Origin of the sequence: Duganella vulcania (assembly GCF_009857655.1) — a bacterium.
GTDB classification, from domain to species: Bacteria; Pseudomonadota; Gammaproteobacteria; order Burkholderiales; family Burkholderiaceae_D; genus Rugamonas; species Rugamonas vulcania.
Window position 1 is genome coordinate 56,289 of sequence record NZ_WWCX01000005.1, and the last position, 17,349, is coordinate 73,637.

14 protein-coding genes are annotated in these 17,349 nt (G+C 64.2%); 11 read left to right on the plus strand and 3 right to left on the minus strand.

Features of this window, described 5'->3' with window-relative positions:
- Nucleotides 1–5: 5 nt before the first annotated feature.
- Nucleotides 6–1,781 carry a glyoxylate carboligase gene (gene gcl / locus GTP90_RS06290; protein WP_161082689.1) on the minus strand — a complete coding sequence of 592 codons (1,776 nt, stop codon included), beginning with the start codon at nucleotides 1,779–1,781 and terminating at the stop codon, nucleotides 6–8.
- Between the two features lie 131 nt (nucleotides 1,782–1,912).
- Between gcl and GTP90_RS06295 the strand changes: the two genes are divergently transcribed.
- The 4 genes from GTP90_RS06295 (at nucleotide 1,913) to GTP90_RS06310 (ending at nucleotide 5,799) form a co-directional block, all read left to right on the plus strand.
- Nucleotides 1,913–2,821 carry a LysR family transcriptional regulator gene (locus GTP90_RS06295; RefSeq protein WP_161082690.1) on the plus strand — a complete coding sequence of 303 codons (909 nt, stop codon included), beginning with the start codon at nucleotides 1,913–1,915 and terminating at the stop codon, nucleotides 2,819–2,821.
- Between the two features lie 58 nt (nucleotides 2,822–2,879).
- A complete protein-coding gene (locus GTP90_RS06300) occupies nucleotides 2,880–3,626 on the plus strand; it encodes a DUF481 domain-containing protein (RefSeq protein ID WP_161082691.1) in 747 nt (248 codons plus the stop codon).
- Between the two features lie 156 nt (nucleotides 3,627–3,782).
- Complete coding sequence (purT, locus tag GTP90_RS06305; RefSeq protein WP_161082692.1) at nucleotides 3,783–4,994, plus strand: formate-dependent phosphoribosylglycinamide formyltransferase; 1,212 nt, start codon at nucleotides 3,783–3,785, stop codon at nucleotides 4,992–4,994.
- Between the two features lie 46 nt (nucleotides 4,995–5,040).
- Nucleotides 5,041–5,799 (plus strand): substrate-binding periplasmic protein, encoded by a 759-nt coding sequence (locus GTP90_RS06310; RefSeq protein ID WP_161082693.1) that lies wholly within the window; start codon nucleotides 5,041–5,043, stop codon nucleotides 5,797–5,799.
- Between the two features lie 2 nt (nucleotides 5,800–5,801).
- Here GTP90_RS06310 and GTP90_RS06315 read toward each other — a convergent pair whose 3' ends face one another.
- Complete coding sequence (locus GTP90_RS06315; RefSeq protein ID WP_161082694.1) at nucleotides 5,802–7,889, minus strand: 3-hydroxyacyl-CoA dehydrogenase NAD-binding domain-containing protein; 2,088 nt, start codon at nucleotides 7,887–7,889, stop codon at nucleotides 5,802–5,804.
- Nucleotides 7,890–8,266: 377 nt separating this feature from the next.
- On the opposite strand from GTP90_RS06315, the gene GTP90_RS06320 reads away from it, so the two are divergent.
- The 7 genes from GTP90_RS06320 (at nucleotide 8,267) to GTP90_RS06350 (ending at nucleotide 15,560) form a co-directional block, all read left to right on the plus strand.
- Nucleotides 8,267–9,964: a methyl-accepting chemotaxis protein gene (locus tag GTP90_RS06320; RefSeq protein ID WP_161082695.1), complete on the plus strand. Its 1,698-nt coding sequence runs from the start codon at nucleotides 8,267–8,269 to the stop codon at nucleotides 9,962–9,964.
- Nucleotides 9,965–9,966: 2 nt separating this feature from the next.
- Nucleotides 9,967–10,782 (plus strand): CheR family methyltransferase, encoded by an 816-nt coding sequence (locus GTP90_RS06325; RefSeq protein ID WP_161082696.1) that lies wholly within the window; start codon nucleotides 9,967–9,969, stop codon nucleotides 10,780–10,782.
- Entirely contained in the window at nucleotides 10,779–11,315 is a 537-nt protein-coding gene (locus tag GTP90_RS06330) for a chemotaxis protein CheD (protein WP_161082697.1), read from the plus strand. Before GTP90_RS06325 ends, GTP90_RS06330 begins: the two co-directional genes overlap by 4 nt.
- Nucleotides 11,302–12,822, plus strand: coding sequence for a chemotaxis protein CheW (locus GTP90_RS06335; RefSeq protein ID WP_161082698.1), 1,521 nt, complete (start codon nucleotides 11,302–11,304; stop codon nucleotides 12,820–12,822). The genes GTP90_RS06330 and GTP90_RS06335 overlap by 14 nt, the downstream gene beginning before the upstream one ends.
- Before the next feature lie 64 nt (nucleotides 12,823–12,886).
- Entirely contained in the window at nucleotides 12,887–13,579 is a 693-nt protein-coding gene (locus GTP90_RS06340) for a DUF4197 domain-containing protein (protein WP_161082699.1), read from the plus strand.
- 104 nt (nucleotides 13,580–13,683) lie between these two features.
- On the plus strand, nucleotides 13,684–14,133 hold the full coding sequence (locus GTP90_RS06345) for a MarR family winged helix-turn-helix transcriptional regulator (RefSeq protein WP_161082700.1): 450 nt from the start codon (nucleotides 13,684–13,686) through the stop codon (nucleotides 14,131–14,133).
- Nucleotides 14,130–15,560 carry an MDR family MFS transporter gene (locus GTP90_RS06350; RefSeq protein WP_161082701.1) on the plus strand — a complete coding sequence of 477 codons (1,431 nt, stop codon included), beginning with the start codon at nucleotides 14,130–14,132 and terminating at the stop codon, nucleotides 15,558–15,560. The genes GTP90_RS06345 and GTP90_RS06350 overlap by 4 nt, the downstream gene beginning before the upstream one ends.
- A 7-nt stretch (nucleotides 15,561–15,567) precedes the next feature.
- On the opposite strand, the gene GTP90_RS06355 is transcribed toward GTP90_RS06350, so the two are convergent.
- Complete coding sequence (locus GTP90_RS06355) at nucleotides 15,568–17,214, minus strand: 3-(methylthio)propionyl-CoA ligase (RefSeq protein WP_161082702.1); 1,647 nt, start codon at nucleotides 17,212–17,214, stop codon at nucleotides 15,568–15,570.
- Nucleotides 17,215–17,349: the final 135 nt, after the last annotated feature.

Sequence of the window (17,349 nt, forward strand, 5' to 3'; positions counted from 1 at the left end):
TCCTCTCAGTCCAGCAGGGAGATCGCGGTCGGCGCATCGGATCCGCGCAGCGCCAGCTCTTCGAATTCGTTGATCTTGTCGATGTCGGTACCCATGGCGATGTTGGTCACGCGCTCAAGGATCACTTCCACCACCACCGGCACCTTGAACTCTTCCATCCATTTGTTAGCCTGCTCGAAGGCGGCCGGCAGCTCGTCCGCATTGGTCACGCGGATCGCCTTGCATCCCAGGCCCTCCACCACGGCGATGTGGTCGACGCCGTAGCCGTTCAGTTCCGGCGCGTTGATGTTCTCGAACGACAGCTGCACGCAGAAGTCCATGTCGAAGCCACGCTGCGACTGGCGAATCAGGCCGAGGTAGGAGTTGTTCACCACCACATGCAGGTACGGCAGCTTGAATTGCGCGCCCACGGCCAGTTCTTCGATCATGAACTGGAAGTCGTAGTCGCCCGAAATGGCCACCACTTTGCGCTGCGGGTCGGCCGCGGCCACACCCAGTGCGGCAGAGATGGTCCAACCCAGCGGGCCGGCCTGGCCGCAGTTGATCCAGTGGCGGGCGTTATATACGTGCAGGAACTGCGCGGCGGCGATCTGCGACAGGCCGATGGTGCTGACGTAGCAGGTGTCGCGGCCGAAGGCCTTGTTCATTTCCTCATACACGCGCTGCGGCTTGACCGGCACCTGTTCGAAGTGGGTCTTGCGCTGCATGCTGCGCTTGCGCTCATTGCACTGCGCCACCCACGCCGAACGGTCTTTGAGCTTGCCGGCGGCCTTCCATTCGGTTGCCACTTCGATCATCAACTTGAGCGCGGCGCCGGCATCGGAGACGATGCCGAAGTCCGGGCCGAACACGCGGCCGATCTGGGTGGGCTCGATGTCGATGTGGACGAATTTGCGGTCCCTGGTGTACACCTCGATGGTGCCCGTATGGCGGTTGGCCCAGCGGTTGCCGATGCCGAACACGAAGTCGGACGCCAGCAGCGTCGCATTGCCGTAGCGGTGGCTGGTCTGCAAACCGACCATGCCGACCATCAGTTTGTGGTCGTCCGGGATCGCGCCCCACGCCATCAGGGTCGGGATCACCGGCACGCCGGTCAGTTCCGCGAACTGCACCAGCAGGTCGGACGCATCGGCGTTGATAACGCCACCGCCGGCGGTGATCAGCGGGCATTCGGCGTCGTTCAACATCGTCAACGCTTTTTCGATCTGGGCACGGGTGGCTTTAGGCTTGTAGGCTTCCAGCGGCTGGTAGGTGTCCGGGTCGAATTCGATTTCGGCCATCTGCACGTCGAACGGCAGGTCCACCAGCACCGGGCCGGGACGGCCGGAACGCATGATGTGGAAGGCCTGCTGGAACACCATCGGCACCAGCGCCGGCTCGCGCACGGTGACGGCCCATTTGGTGACCGGCTTGGCGATCGACTCGATATCGACCGCCTGGAAGTCCTCCTTGTACAAACGGGCGCGCGGAGCCTGGCCGGTAATGCAGAGGATTGGTATGGAATCCGCCTGCGCCGAATACAGGCCGGTGATCATGTCGGTGCCGGCCGGGCCGGAGGTGCCGATGCACACGCCGATATTGCCGGCCTTGGCGCGGGTGTAGCCCTCGGCCATGTGCGATGCGCCCTCGACGTGGCGCGCCAGGATGTGCTTTGCGCTCCCCTGCTTCTTCAATGCCGCATAAAACGGGTTGATCGCGGCGCCCGGAACTCCGAACACCTGATTCACGCCCTCTTTTTCCAAAACGATTGCTGCCGCCTGCGCTGCTGTCATCCGTGCCATGCTTGTCCCCTGATGGTTAAGTACTGAACTTGATGGGATCATCGTAGCGGGAAAGGCGGGCCTTGATAAGAAGACAAACTCTCGCTTTATTCGATACTCAAAATATCGAATATGTGTGGAATAATCGAGCCATGGACAAATTGACGCAAATCGAGGCCTTCGTCGACGTGGCCGAAAAGGGCAGCCTGGTACGGGCGGCGATGGGCCAGCACATCACGCCCGTGATGCTGGGCCGGCGTATCGACGCGTTGGAGAAGCGCCTGGGCGTGAAGCTGATGCACCGCACCACGCGCCACCTGACGCTCACCGAACAAGGCACGCTGTACCTGGACCATTGCCGCAAATTGCTCGCGGATCTGGGCCATGCGGACCGCATGGTGTCCGAAGGGAGGCACCGCGCCACGGGCCACCTGATCGTCTCGGCGCCGGCCGCCTTCGGCCGCAAGCACGTGGCGCCCCATGCGGCGGGCTTTGTGCGCGCGCATCCCGACGTGCAGATCTCCTTCAACCTGACCGACCGCGTGGTGGACCTGGTGCGGGACGGTTACGACGTCGGCATCCGCATCGGCGGCGTGATCGATCCGAGCTTCGTCGCCGTCAAGCTGGCGAGCAACCGGCGCGTGGTGTGCGGCACGCCGGAGTACTTCGACCGCCACGGCATTCCACGCACGCTGGACGACCTGGCGCAGCACAACTGCCTGGCGTTCAACCTGCAGGGCGGGCAGCAGCGCGGCTGGTATTTCCAGGATCACGGCAAGCAGGTGACGGTACGGGCGGACGGTAACCTGAACTGCAACGACGGCGAACTGCTGCACCGCTGGGCCACCGAGGGCCTGGGGCTGGCGTGGCGCTCATCGTGGGAGATCCAGTCGCAGCTGGCATCCGGTGAGCTGATCACGGTACTGGACGATTACGCGCTGCCGCAGTACGACATCGTCGCGGTCTATCCGCAGCAGCGGCACTTGCCGGCCAAGGTGCGCTTCTTCATCGACATGCTAAAGGATATTTACGCCCGTCCGGACTACTGGCTCACCAGCTGATTCGCACCCGCGATCCGGTTGGATGCGCTGATTTTCGGGCTAAGGTACAATATTCGGCATGAAAGCGATCCTACTTATTCCCGCCCTCACCCTCTCCCTGGTCCACGGCTACGCCGCCGCTGAATCCATCCTCGGCCACGACTGGAACAACTCCGCGGAGTTGGGCGCCATCTCCACGTCAGGTAACACGGTCGGTACCTCGGTCACCGGCAAGCTGGATGCCAAGCAGGAGCTGCCCGACTGGAGCAACGAGTATGTCCTGGCCGGATACTTCAAGGACGAACAGGTCTCCAAGGCCGATGGCGAAAAGGTGCGCGAGCGTTCCGCCCAGCGCTATTCGTTCTCCGCCAAAGCTGCGTACAAGCTGCTGCAGGACCATGACAAATTGTTCGCGCTGGCCACCCACGTCAACGACAAATTCGGCGCGTACACCCGCTACTCCACGGTGGGTGTCGGTTACGGCACCGAGACCTACAAAACGCCGGACCACAGCATGGACGTTGAAATTGGCCCGGGCTATTTCAACGGCATCCGCTCGACCGGTGAAATGGAAAGCGGCATGACCGTACGCGGCGCGGCCAACCTGAAATGGAAACTGAGCGACACCGCCCTGTTCAGCCAGAACCTGAGCGTCGAACGCGGCACCTCGAACATTCACTCGCTGGCCGAGACGGCGCTGCGCACCAAAATCAACAGCACCATGCAGATGAAGGCCGCGTTCAGCGTCCGCAACGACACCAACGTGCCGGAAGATAAAAAGAACACCGACACCCAAACCTCGGTGACGCTGGTCTACTCGTTCTAAAAGTGCCGCATGCCCCTGAACCGGTGCCGGGAGCGCCGGCTCACGGGCAGCTGGTCACCCGCCGCTGTCCAAAACAGCCGGATTTTGCTATAGTCGGCCCGCGCGGCGCTACGGCGGCGCACTGTCAACCGTTATCCCTCACTCCCGGACTTCCACATGAACACTCCACGCATTTTCGGCACTCCACTGTCTCCCACCGCTACCAAAGTCATGCTGCTCGGCTCCGGTGAACTAGGCAAGGAAGTCATCATCGCCCTGCAGCGCCTGGGCGTGGAAGTGATTGCCGTGGACCGATATCCGAACGCGCCAGGCCACCAGGTCGCGCATCGCGCCCACGTCATCAACATGGCCGACGGCGCCGCGCTGGCCGCGCTGATCGAACAGGAGAAGCCTGACCTGATCGTGCCGGAAATCGAAGCCATCGCCACCGACACGCTGGCCGCGCTGGAAAAAGCCGGCAAGATCACCTGCATCCCGACCGCGCGCGCGGCCCAGCTGACCATGAACCGCGAAGGCATCCGCTGCCTGGCCGCCGAAACCCTGGGCCTGGCGACGTCGCCGTACCGCTTCGCCAGCAGCCTGGCAGAACTTGAAGCCGCCACCGCCGCCATTGGCTTCCCATGCGTGATCAAGCCAGTCATGTCGTCGTCGGGCAAAGGCCAGTCCAAGATCGACAGCGCGGCCGAAGTCAAGGCCGCATGGGACTACGCCGCCGCCGGCAGCCGCGTGGATGCGGGCCGCGTGATCGTCGAAGGCTTCATCGACTTCGACTACGAAATCACCCTGCTGACGGTACGCTCCATCGGCGCCGACGGCCAGGTCGAAACCCAGTTCTGCGATCCGATCGGCCACGTGCAGGTACAAGGCGACTACGTCGAATCCTGGCAGCCTTGCCGCATGAATCCACTGGCGCTGGCGCGTGCCCGCGACATCGCCGGGAAGGTCACCGGCGACCTGGGTGGCCTCGGCCTGTTCGGCGTGGAGCTGTTCGTCAAGGACGACATGGTCTGGTTCTCGGAAGTGAGCCCGCGCCCGCACGACACCGGCATGGTGACCATGGCGACCCAGGTGCAAAGCGAATTCGAACTGCACGCCAAGGCCATCCTCGGCCTGCCGGTCAACGTCGCGCTGAAAGCGCCGGGGGCATCGGCCGTCATCTACGGCCAGCATGAAGCGGCCGGCATCGCCTTCGAAGGCGTGGCCGAGGCGCTGCGCGTGCCGGGCACCGACATCCGCCTGTTCGGCAAGCCGGAGTCGTTCGCACGCCGCCGCATGGGCGTGGCGCTGGCCACCGCCGACGACGTTGAAACCGCCCGCGCCCGCGCCAAGGAAGCGGCGGCCAAGGTCAAGCCGGTATTAGGTAAGTAAAATCCTGCGCCGCCTGCTCTTTGCGATAACGGCGCTGGCGGCGTCGGTGCCGGCGCTCGCGCACGCGGAGCCGGAAAGCGGAGAGCATACGCTGATCCTGGCGGTCAACAAGATGCTGCCCTGGATTACCGAGGAGGATGGCGTCTATGGCGGCGCCTATACCGAAATCGCGCGCGAGCTGGCCCGGCGCGCCGGCCTGACCCTGCAGATCAAATCCTGCCCGCTCAAGCGTTGCCAGTTCATGCTGGAGCAAGGCACGGCAGACATCATGATCGGCCTGCGCGAGACGCCGCGCCGCGACACCTTCCTGTACTTTCTGCAGACGCCATACCGCGAACGCAGTGCGGACCGCGTGTTCTACGTGCGCAAGGACGGCAACGTCACCATCAACGACTATGCGGACATCGCGCCGCTACGCATCGGAACCAAATGGGGCGCGGAGTATCTGCGGCGCTTCGACCGCGATTGGTCGGTGCAGAGGGATCCAGCCAAGGACATGGAGGCCAACTTCCGCAAGCTGGTGCTGGGCCGCATCGATGCGGTGCTGATCCCCGAGGACCAGGGCGATGCGCTGGTGTCGGCGCTACACATGGACGGGCAGCTGGAGAAAGCGGCCTTCCGCATGCCCTCGGACGGCCAGCCACGTTCGATAGCGGTATCGCGCGCATCCGTCTCGCCGGAGCGCCTGGCGGCGCTGGAAACCGCCATGCACGATATGCACAAGGCCGGCGCCCTGACGGCGATCTACAAGCGCTATTACTACGACGCCTATCACATCCCGCAGGGCACTGGCCTGGTCAAATAAGATCAGCTATTGAAGCCCTTGCCCTCTTCCGCCAGCTTGACCAGCAGCGGCGCGGGTTTCCAGGCGCTGCCCTGGTGGCCCTTGGCGTACTTGTTGATCGCCGCCAGCACGTTCGGCAAGCCCACCGTATCGGCATAGAACATCGGGCCGCCGCGGAACAGCGGGAAGCCGTAGCCGGTCAGGTAGACCATGTCGATGTCCGAGGCGCGCAAGGCGATGCCCTCTTCCAGGATATGGGCCGCTTCGTTGACCATCGAGTACACCAGCCGTTCGACGATTTCCTGGTCGCTGATCTTGCGGCGCGCGACGCCGATGTCGGCCGAGTGCTGCACGATCATCGCATTGACCTGCTCATTCGGATAGGCCTTGCGGTCGCCGGCCTTGTAGTCGTACCAGCCGGCGCCGGTTTTCTGGCCGTAGCGGCCCATCTCGCACAGCAGGTCGGCGGTCTTGGAGTAGCTGATCTCCGGCTTCTCCACATAGCGGCGCTTGCGGATGGCCCAGCCGATGTCGTTGCCGGCCAGGTCGCCCATGCGGAACGGGCCCATGGCGAAGCCGAACTTCTCCACCGCCTTGTCAACCTGCTCAGGCAGCGCGCCTTCCTCCAGCAGGAAGCCGGCCTGGCGGCTGTATTGCTCGATCATGCGGTTGCCGATAAAGCCGTCGCAAACGCCGGATACCACGCCGGTCTTCTTGAGCTTTTTCGACAGCGCCAGCGCGGTGGCCAACACGTCCTTGCCGGTCTGCGCGCCGCGCACGATCTCCAGCAGCTTCATCACATTGGCGGGACTGAAGAAGTGGGTGCCGATCACGTCCTGCGGACGCTTGGTGAAGCTGGCGATCTGGTTCAGGTCCAGCGTCGACGTGTTGGAGGCCAGGATGGCGCCCGGCTTCATCACCTCGTCCAGCTTGCGGAACACGGTTTCCTTCACGCCCATGTCCTCGAACACGGCTTCGACCACGATGTCGGCCTGGCCGATATCCTCATACGCCAGCGTGCCGCTGACCAGGGCCATGCGCTGGTCGAACTTCTCCTGCGTCAGCTTGCCCTTCTTCATGGTGTTTTCGTAGTTCTTGCGGATCGTGGCCAGGCCCTTGTCCAGCGCTTCCTGTTTGGTCTCGAGCATGACGACCGGGATGCCGGCGTTCAGGAAGTTCATGGCGATGCCGCCGCCCATGGTGCCGGCGCCGATCACGGCGGCCTGTTTGATGGCGCGCACCGGCGTGTCGGCCGGCACGTCCGGCACCTTGCTGGCGACGCGCTCGGCGAAGAAGGCGTGGCGCAGCGCTTTCGATTCGGTGGTCTGGATCAGGTGCAGGAAGCGTTCGCGTTCGAACTTCATGCCGTCCTCGAACTTCATCGTGACCGAGGCGGCCACGGTTTCCACGCACTCCAGCGGCGCCGGGAACGGGCCGGACATGGCCTTGACCGTGTTGCGCGAGAATTGCAGGAAGGCTTCGTGGTTCGGGTAATCGACCTTGCGGTCGCGCACTTTCGGCAGCGGACGCACGTCGGCGATGGTTTCGGCGAGGGCCACGGCCGAGCTGACCAGGTCGGCGTCGGCGGTGAACACGGCATCGAACAGCGCGGTGTTGGCCAGCTTGTCGGACGCGACCGGCGTGCCGGAGACGATCATGTTCAGCGCCATTTCCAGGCCCAGCACGCGCGGCAGGCGCTGCGTGCCACCAGCGCCCGGCAGCAGGCCCAGCTTCACTTCCGGCAGCGCGATCTGCGCGCCCGGCATCGCCACACGGTAGTGGCAACCGAGCGAGAGCTCCAGGCCGCCGCCCATGCAGACGGTGTGGATGGCGGCAACCACCGGCTTGGTCGAGCTTTCGGCGGTGGCGATCAAGGTGTGCAGGCTGGGCTCGGCCAGCGCCTTGGGCGAATTGAATTCCTTGATGTCGGCGCCGCCGGAGAAGGCCTTGCCGGCGCCGGTGATCACGATGGCCTTGACGGTGTCGTCCGCCAGCGCCTGCTGGATGCCCTTGACCGCCGCCGTGCGGGTGGCCAGGCCCAGGCCGTTGACCGGCGGATTATTCAGCGTGATGACGGCAACCGTGCCGTGGACTTGATATTCAGCAGTCATGTCTCTTCCTTATGTTTTAGTGGGAACCTCAGCCCACTTACTATACCCCATAAAAGAACGGTCGTATTATTTTTTTTGTTGTCCTGACAGCATGGTACAGGATGGCCCGGTGGGCAGCCACGCAAACTTGCCTCTTTCACCTGCGCTTTTGAATGCGGAGAAACCGCTTTTTAAATAAGCGAGATTCTCACGCATATACACGCCAGCATTAATTCCTCGTAGCAAATTCAGTACAGACGCGTTGAAATAATAAATACCGGCCTTGTGCTTTGTCAGAGTTCGGATAAATAATAAATCCGAATGCCGTGGAATGCCCTGTCGTGCCGCGATCAATATTTCCCGCAAATTAACTCTCACAAAATATAACGGAGTCCAAAATGGATGCAGACAGCGAGGCAATCAAATCGCAGGATCTGGATATTCAGGCAATTAACACCGCGCTGAACCGGGTACAGGCGTTGATCGAGTTCGATCTCGACGGCACCATCCTGCATGCCAACGAAAACTTCCTGAAGACCGTCGACTACACGCTGGCGGAAGTCCAGGGCAGGCACCACTCGATCTTCTGCGACCCCGAATACGTAAGCTCCCCGGAGTATCAGCAATTCTGGGCCCGGTTGAGGAACGGCGAGTACGACCGGGGCGACTACAAGCGGCTGGCCAAAGGCGGCCGCGAAGTGTGGATCAACGCCTCCTACAACCCGATCATCGGCCCTGACGGCAAGGCCTACAAGGTCATCAAGTTCGCCACCGTCATCACCGACAGCAAAATCAAAGCCGCCGAGTACGAAAGCAAGCTGGCGGCCATCTCCAAGGCCCAGGCGGTGATTGAATTCGACATGAGCGGCCATGTATTGAATGCCAACGATAATTTCCTTAACACCATGGGTTACACCATCGAGGATATAAAAGGCGAACACCATCGCATGTTCTGCGAGCCGGAATATGGCAATAGCTCGGAATATAAGCGCTTCTGGCAAAAACTGAATCGTGGCGAATTCGATAGCGGCCGTTATAAACGAATTGGCAATAATGGAAGAACCATATGGATCCAGGCCACTTATAATCCGGTGCTGGACCTGAACGGCAAGCCGTACAAGGTGGTGAAGTTCGCCAGCGATATCACCGACCAGGTCAACCTGGAAAACTCGGTGGCCGCCAAGGCCGAGTCGGATGGCAGAAAAATCAAGCGCCTGCTGGAATCCGTGGACCGGGCCGCCTCGGGCGACCTGACCAGCAAGATCGCCATCGATGGCGACGAACCGCTGGATCACCTGGCCGAAGGCATCAGCAAGATGATCACCGACCTGCGCAAGGTCATCAGCGACGTGGTGGCGTCGGCCAATGGCTTCGCGGAAGCATCGACCACCATCGCCGAACGCTCGAATGGCGTGGCCGTGGGCACGCAGGCGCTGGGCGCCACGGTGGAGGAAATGAACGCCTCCATTGACGGCCTGACCAACTCCATCAACACCATCGCCCAGAACACCAACGACGCCGATACGCTGGCCAAGGCCACCCAGCAGGAAGCCCAGGCCGGCGCCAAGGCCGTGGCCAAGTCGATCGAGGCAATGGACCTGATCAACCGCTCGTCGGAGGACATCGGCGAAATCGTCAAGGTCATCAGCGAGATCGCCAACCAGACCAATATGCTGGCTTTCAACGCCGCCATCGAGGCGGCCCGCGCCGGCGAACACGGACTGGGCTTCTCGGTGGTCGCCGACGAGGTGCGCAAGCTGGCCGAGCGCTCGTCGCAGGCCACCAAGGAAATCTCCAAGCTGATCAACGAGTCGGTCAAGCGGGTCTCGGCCGGCAGCGAGATCTCGCGCCAGGCCAGCGACGCGTTCGACAAGATCGTCGACGGCGTGGCCAAGACCACGGTCGCCATCTCGGACATTTCCACCGCCACCAACGAGCAGCTGCTGACGGCGCGCGAAGTGAGCACCGCCGTGCAGTACATTGCCGAGGAGGCCGAGAAGTCGGCCGCCGCCTGCGACAGCATCGCCCGCCAGACCGAAGGCTTGAACCAGCGCGCCGGCGACTTGAACAAGACCGTGGCCGGCTTCGTGGTGTAGGCATGAACATCGGCGCAGGACTGTCCCCGGCCACGCTGAGCGCCCTCATCGCGCTGGTGCGCAAGCACACCGGCATCGCGATGAACGAGCGCAAGAGCGTGCTGCTGGAACGGCGCCTGCGCCCGCGCATGCAGGCGCTGGAGATCGCCAGCTACCAGGCCTATCTGGACAAGGTGGAGCATGACCGCGCCGAAATCCCGCATTTCATCGACCTGGTCACCACCAACGACACGCTGTTCTTCCGCACCCCGCAGGTGTGGGACTACGTGGAGCACGAGTTCCTGCCTGCGTGGTGGGACACGCAACGCGGCCGGCGGCTCGATATCTGGTCGGCGGCGGCCTCCAGCGGCGAGGAACTGTACTCGATGGCGATGCTGTGCGAAGAGTTCCAGGCCACGCATCCGGGCTTCAGCTACCGCATCCTGGCAAGCGACATTTCGCGGCAGATCCTGGCGGTGGCGCGCGCCGGCGAGTACGGCGGGCGTTCGGTCGAGCGCATCCACCTGTCGCATCCGGAATGGGTGAGGAAGTACTTCAAGGCCGGCGGCAAGGGGCTGCGCGTGGTCGACGCGCTCAAGCAGCATGTGGAACTGGCCCAGCACAACCTGCTGACGCCACTCAAGCCGCACCGGCAGTTCGACCTGGTCTTCCTGCGCAATGTGCTGATCTATTTCGACCAGGAACACCAGGAAGCCGTCTTGAGACTGGCCCGCCACAGCATGGCGCCGCACGCCAGGCTGATCCTGGGGGAATCCGAATCGATCGGCGGCCTCAACACGGCCTACCGCTACGAACGTCCGATGATTTATACGATATGAAAAACACCGCCACCGCCCCTTCCGCCAAGTCCACTCCGGCCACCATGCCGCGCTGCCTGCAGGTGCAGATCGGCAAACTGGAGGTTGGGGAGCGCAGCGACCAGCTGCATGCGTTGCTCGGTTCCTGCGTCGGCATCGCCTTCCTGTGGAAGAAGCGCGGCTGCTGCGGCCTTGCCCATTGCCTGCTGCCCGAGGCGCCGGCGCGCGAGCCGGCATTCGGCGCGCGCTACGTCAGCCAGGCCGTGCCGTCGCTGTTGCGGCTCATGGGCGCGGCCGAGGCCGACTATCCCGACATCGAGGTGGTGGTGGCCGGCGGCGCCCATATGTTCCAGCATCAGACACCGCGGCTCCAGGTCGGCCAGAAAAACGCGGCCGCCGCCCACAAATACCTGCGCCAGTGGGGGCTCAACGTCAGCTATTGCAGGCTGGGCGGCCACCATGGCCGCACGCTGACCGTCGATTGCACCACCCAGAGTTTCGCCGTCACCGACATCATCGCCACCCAGGAGGAGCGTCCCCATGCACGCCAATAGCAGCAGCGCGGCCCCCGCCACCGAACTGTTCGGCTCCTTCGTGCTGGACGGCGACGAGTTCGCCCTGCCCGCAATCTGCATCCGCGAGGTGGTGCACATGCCCGAAAAGATCAGCGCCCTGCCGCTGTCGCCGGCTTTCCTGGAGGGCGTGTTCACCTTGCGCGGCACGGTGATCCCTGTGGTCAACCTGGGCCGCGTGTTCCGTCCGCAGGCGCGTGCCGCCCAGGCTGGCGACAAGATCGCCATCCTCGATTACCAGGGGGTGCTGGTGGGCATGCTGTTCCACGCCACCGGCGAGATCCTGCGCGTGCGTCCCGAGCAGCGCAGCACGCTGAGCTACGCCGATGGCGACACCCGCGGCGTGGTGGCGGGCACCATTCTGCTGGACGACGGCGCCCGCCTGGTGCAGGTGCTGGACCCGGCCGCACTGGCGCGCATCGAGAACGTGCCGCAGGTGCTGGCGCTGCAGGGCGCCCACCGCCAGGCCGCGCGCCGCAGCCAGGGCGAACGGCGCAAATGCGTCAGCTTCCGCGTGGGCGCCTCGTCGTTCGCGCTGGAGATGGGCGCGATCCAGGAAATCATGCGCGTGCCGGCGTTGCAGGCGTCCGTGCTGAACAGCGCGCTGTGCCTGGGCCGGTTCAACTTCCGCGGCAGCCAGGTGGCGGTGGTCGACTTCGCCGCGCTGCTGGACGCCGCCCACGGGGCCGCACCGGACGGGCGCGAGTTCCTGCCGGAACAGCGCGTCATTGTCGCCCGCATCGACGACGCCACCGTCGGCTTCCTGGTCGATTCGGTCGACAACATCGTCAGCTTCTACAGCGAAGAAGTGATGGCGATTCCACTGCTGAGCAAGGCCCGCGCCGGCATGTTCGGCGGTTGCCTCTCCAAGCCGGACCTGGGCGACATCATCGTCCTCGACCACCGCCAGATCTTCAGCAGCAACGAGATCCGGGAAATGCGCGCCGGCCACGCCAACCTGTACCCGGCCGACGCCGCCGTCAAGGCCGAGGGCGCCACACGGCGCGGGCAGCGCCAGGTCTACATCACCTTCGCGCTGGAGAGCAGCTACGCGGTGGAGATCAGGCAGGTGCGCGAGATCATCGACTATTCCGGCGACATCAGCTGCCCGCCCGGCATGCCGGCCTTCATGCGCGGCATGCTGAACCTGCGCCAGCAGATGATCACGGTGATCGACCTGCGCAGCCTGTACCAGATGCCGCCGCTGGCCGGCGTCGGGCAGTCCAAGATCCTGATCGTCGAGCGCGGCGCGGACCTGTACGGGCTGGTGGTGGACGCGGTCGAGAATATCCTGACCATCAACGACAACCGCCGCTTTGCGGCGCCCAAGATGATGCGCAACACCGGCGCGCACGACGATCCGCGTAGCGAGATGGACGAGGTGATCGACATCGAGGGCGAAGGCGACAGCCACAAGACGCTGAGCGTGTTCGAGTGCGACCGACTGCTGCAGCGGCTGGCGCGCGAGATGCCGGCGCTGGCGGCATGAGCGGCGCTGGGGTAAAGTAGCGGCGAACCGGCAGCCGCCGGCCCAGCCAACTTCGAGGTCCACCATGTCCATCTCCCGCCGTTCCATCGCCCTGCTGCTTCCCCTGACACTGGCGGCTGCCAGCGCCTATGCGCTGTCGCTGGCCGACCTGAGCAACCAGGACGCCTCGGGCGGACTGAAGGCGGCGCTGGAAAAAGGCTCGACGCTGGCGGTCTCCAAACTGGGCGCGGAGAACGGCTTCCTCAACAACGAGAAGGTCCGCATCCCGCTGCCGAAGATCCTGGAGCAGGCGCGCCCGCTGCTGAAGATGACCGGCAAGAGCCAGCAGCTCGACGACCTGGTGGTGCAGATGAACCATGCGGCCGAGGCCGCAGTACCGATGGCCAAGCCGCTGCTGCTGGACGCCGTCAAGTCGATGACCATCACCGACGCCAAGAACATCCTGACCGGCGGCGAGACCTCGGTGACCGACTTCTTCCGTGAGAAGACTTCGCCCAAGCTGGCGGTGCAGTTCCTGCCGATCGTGAAAAAGGTCACCGACCGCTCCGACCTGGCCAACAAGTACAACACCGCGATGGCGATGGCGCCCAAACTTGGCGTGCTGGCCAAGGAGCAGTCGACGGTGGAAGGCTATGTCACCCAGCGCGCGCTGGACGGCCTGTACACGATGATCGGCGAAGAGGAAAAAGCCATCCGCGCCGATCCGCTCGGCGCCGGCAGCAAGCTGATCGGCAAGGTGTTTGGCGCCCTCAAGTAACAACGCGCTCCGCCCTGAGCCCGGTTCGCCGGGCTTTTTTTTCGCCTTGAAGTCCGGCCGGCCATCGCTTAATATAGATAGGTAGCCTACCTATATTGAAAGCCATGATCAAAGAAACCCCGGTCCCCAAGGACGCCATCGCGCTGGCGGACGATCTGCGCACTGCCCTGCACCACGTCTTCCGCCGTATCCGCCAGGAAGGCGACAGCGATCCCTACGGGCTGTCGCTGCAGCACAAGCTGCTGCTGTCCATCATCAGCCAGACGCCCGGCATCGGCGTGGCCGAGCTGGCACGCATGGAGAAGCTGCGCGGCCCGACCATGAGCGGCCACATCAAGGCTCTGGAAAACGCCGGCCTGGTGCGGCGTGACACGCCCAATCCCGAGGATCGCCGCCGCATCGGCCTGCTGCTGACCGAGCAAGGCGCGGCCGTGATCGACGACATCCGCGGCCGCCGCCGCGACTGGCTCGCCCGCAAGCTGGCGCAACTGCCGCCGGAAGGCGCGCGGGCGCTGCGCAACGCCATCCAATACCTGAACGAGATCGGCGAATGACCATGCATGCAGACAACGCGCCCATCACGGCCAAGGAAATCCGCGCCATCTACATGGGCCTGGTCATCATGATCGGCCTGTCCGCGCTGGACCAGAGCATTGTCGCCACCGCGTTGCCGCGCATCGTCACCGACCTGGGCGGCATCGCCCACCTGTCGTGGGTGGTGACGGCCTATGTGCTGGCCTCGACCGCCATGATGCCGCTGTACGGCAAGCTGAGCGACCAGTACGGCCGCAAGCCGCTGCTGTACACAGCCATCGCCACCTTCCTCGCCGGCTCCGCCTTGTGCGGGCTGGCGCAGAACATGACCGAGCTGATCGCCTTCCGCGCGATCCAGGGCCTGGGCGCGGGCGGCTTCCTGCCGCTGGCGCAGATCGTCATCGGCGACCTGGTGCCGCCAGCCGAGCGCGGCAAGAGGCAAGGCAGCATCGCCGCCGTGTACGCGGTGGCCAGCGTGCTGGGGCCGGTGCTGGGCGGCCTGCTGACGGACTGGCTGTCGTGGCACTGGATCTTTTACGTCAACCTGCCGATGGGCGCGCTGGCGCTGTATGTGATCTCGAAATCGCTGCACCACACCAGCCCGCATCACGCGCACAAGATCGACTATCTCGGCTCGGTGCTGCTGACCGGCGCGGTGACCGCCGCGCTGCTGGTGCTGGCCCTGGGCGGCACGCAATGGCCGTGGAACTCCGATGAGGTGAAATATCTGAGCCTGCTGGCGGCGGCACTGGCGGCGGCGCTGCTGTGGCACGTGCGCCGGGTGCCGGAGCCGGTGCTGCCGCCGGACCTGTTCCACAACCGCGTGTTCAACGTGGCCAGCGCGGTGCTGGCGCTGACCTTCGTCGGCATGATGGGATCGAGCGTGTTCTTTCCGCTGCTGTTCCAGATGGTGATGGGCGTCAGCCCGGCCCACTCGGGCCTGCTGACGATGCCGATGATGATCGGGCTGGTGATCGCGTCGACCCAGAACGGCCGCGTGCTGGCCAAATTCCACGGCCGCTACAAGCCGGCGCAGACCATCGGCCTTGGCCTGGCGACGCTGTCGTTCGCCGTGCTGGCCTGGGGCATCGCCAACTCGGCCGGCTACCTGGTGCTGGAGCCGGCCATCTTCACGCTGGGCGCCGGCCTGGGCCTGGTGATGCCGAACATGACGATGGCCGTGCAGAACGCCCTGCCCGCCAACCGGCGCGGCGTCGGCACCGCGATGATGACCTTCTTCCGCTCGCTGGGCGGCCTGATCGGCGTGACCGGTTCGGGGGCCATCCTGGCCCAGCGCCTGCACGGGCAAACGGCCACGGCCGGCCTCTACCGCCATGCCATCGGCAATATCTTCGCCACCGGCACCGTGCTGGTCGGCCTGGGGCTGCTGATGCTGGTGTTCCTGCCGGAGCTGCCCATGGGCCAACATGCTCCGGCCAGGAAATAGCGCCGCCTCAGATGTTGGGCAGGCGGTAGTTGCGGTACTGTTCGCGCAACTTGTTCTTCTGGATCTTGCCGGTGCCACCGACCGGCAGCGCATCGGCGAACACCACGTCGTCCGGCAGCCACCATTTGGCGACCTTGCCGTCGAAGTGGGCCAGCAGGTCTTCACGCTTGAGCTCCTGGCCGGGTTTCAGCACGACGACCAGCAGCGGCCGTTCGTCCCACTTGGGATGCGCCACGCCGATGCAGGCGGCCTGCATCACCGCCGGGTGCGACATGGCGACGTTCTCCAGGTCGATGGTGCCGATCCACTCGCCGCCGGACTTGATGACGTCCTTGCTGCGGTCGGTGATCTGCATGAAGCCGTCGGCATCGATGGTGGCCACGTCGCCGGTCGGGAACCAGCCGTCCTCCAGCACGTCGCCCCCCTCGTCCTTGAAATAGCGCGAGATGATCCACGGGCCTTTGACCATCAGGTGCCCATAGCTGACGCCATCCCACGGCAACTCCTTGCCATCGTCGTCGGTGATCTTCATGTCGACGCCGTAGATGCCGTGGCCCTGCTTTTGCAGGATCTTGCGCTGCGCTTCCTTGCCCAGGCCCAGATGCTTGGTCAACAGGCCGCCGGCGGTGCCGAGCGGCGACATTTCCGTCATGCCCCAGGCGTGCACGACCTCGACACCAAATTCGTCGATGAGCGTGTCCATCATCGCCGGCGGGCAGGCCGAGCCACCGATCACCGTGCGGCGGAAGGACGAGAACTTGAGCTTGTTCTGCACCGCGTAGTTGATCAGGCCCAGCCACACGGTCGGCACGCCGGCCGAGAACGTGACCTGCTCCTGCTCCATCAGCTCGTAGACCGACTTGCCGTCCAGCGCCGCGCCGGGGAACACCATCTTGGCGCCGGACAGCGGCACCGAGTACGGCAGGCCCCAGGCATTGACGTGGAACATGGGCACCACCGGCATCACGGTATCGCGTGAGGACACGTTGAGCACGTTGGGCAGGGCCGACGCGTAGGCGTGCAGCACGGTCGAGCGGTGCGAGTACAGCGCGCCCTTGGGATTGCCCGTGGTGCCGGAGGTGTAGCACAAGGTGCAGGCGGAATTCTCGTCGAACAGCGGCCACTCGAACTCGGCGGAATGGGAGTTGATCAAGTCCTCGTAGCACAGCAGGTTCGGGATCCTGGTCTCGGCCGGCATGCGGTCGGCCGCGCCAAGCAGGATGTAGCCCTTGATGGTCTTGCACAAGGGCGCGAACGCTTCCACCAGCGGCAGGAAGCAGAAGTCGAACATCAGGTACTGGTCTTCGGCGTGGTTGCAGATGTAGGCCAGCTGCTCGGGATGCAGGCGCGGGTTCATGGTGTGCAGCACGGCGCCCGAGCCGGACACGGCGTAGTAGGCTTCCAGGTGGCGGTAGCCGTTCCAGGCCAGCGTGGCCACGCGTTCGCCCATGCCGACGCCAAGACCATGCAGGGCGTTGGCCAGGCGCTTGACGCGCTGTTGGCAGTCGCGGAAGGTGTAGCGGTGCAAGTCCCCTTCAACGCGGCGCGAAACGATCTCGCTGTTGGCGTAATGCCGGGCGGCGAAGTCCAAAATGCTCGAAACGAGCAAGGGCTGGTTCATCATCTGGCCCATCAGCGGACTCTGGGGATACATGTGTGGACTCCTGGGAAAGTTTGGTATTGGATGAATGAGTTTGTAGCGCCCACGCGACGACCGTCAACGCATTTCGATGCTGCAGCGCAGCACCTGCGCGCTGGGGTAAAATCGGGACTTACTTCGAACCGGGAA

Coding starts and splice junctions, on each gene's coding strand:
- gcl (WP_161082689.1), bottom strand. CDS start 1,781: ATGGCACGGATGACAGCAGCGCAGGCGGCAGCAATCGTTTTGGAAAAA.
- GTP90_RS06295 (WP_161082690.1), top strand. CDS start 1,913: ATGGACAAATTGACGCAAATCGAGGCCTTCGTCGACGTGGCCGAAAAG.
- GTP90_RS06300 (WP_161082691.1), top strand. CDS start 2,880: ATGAAAGCGATCCTACTTATTCCCGCCCTCACCCTCTCCCTGGTCCAC.
- purT (WP_161082692.1), top strand. CDS start 3,783: ATGAACACTCCACGCATTTTCGGCACTCCACTGTCTCCCACCGCTACC.
- GTP90_RS06315 (WP_161082694.1), bottom strand. CDS start 7,889: ATGACTGCTGAATATCAAGTCCACGGCACGGTTGCCGTCATCACGCTG.
- GTP90_RS06320 (WP_161082695.1), top strand. CDS start 8,267: ATGGATGCAGACAGCGAGGCAATCAAATCGCAGGATCTGGATATTCAG.
- GTP90_RS06325 (WP_161082696.1), top strand. CDS start 9,967: ATGAACATCGGCGCAGGACTGTCCCCGGCCACGCTGAGCGCCCTCATC.
- GTP90_RS06330 (WP_161082697.1), top strand. CDS start 10,779: ATGAAAAACACCGCCACCGCCCCTTCCGCCAAGTCCACTCCGGCCACC.
- GTP90_RS06335 (WP_161082698.1), top strand. CDS start 11,302: ATGCACGCCAATAGCAGCAGCGCGGCCCCCGCCACCGAACTGTTCGGC.
- GTP90_RS06340 (WP_161082699.1), top strand. CDS start 12,887: ATGTCCATCTCCCGCCGTTCCATCGCCCTGCTGCTTCCCCTGACACTG.
- GTP90_RS06345 (WP_161082700.1), top strand. CDS start 13,684: ATGATCAAAGAAACCCCGGTCCCCAAGGACGCCATCGCGCTGGCGGAC.
- GTP90_RS06350 (WP_161082701.1), top strand. CDS start 14,130: ATGACCATGCATGCAGACAACGCGCCCATCACGGCCAAGGAAATCCGC.
- GTP90_RS06355 (WP_161082702.1), bottom strand. CDS start 17,214: ATGTATCCCCAGAGTCCGCTGATGGGCCAGATGATGAACCAGCCCTTG.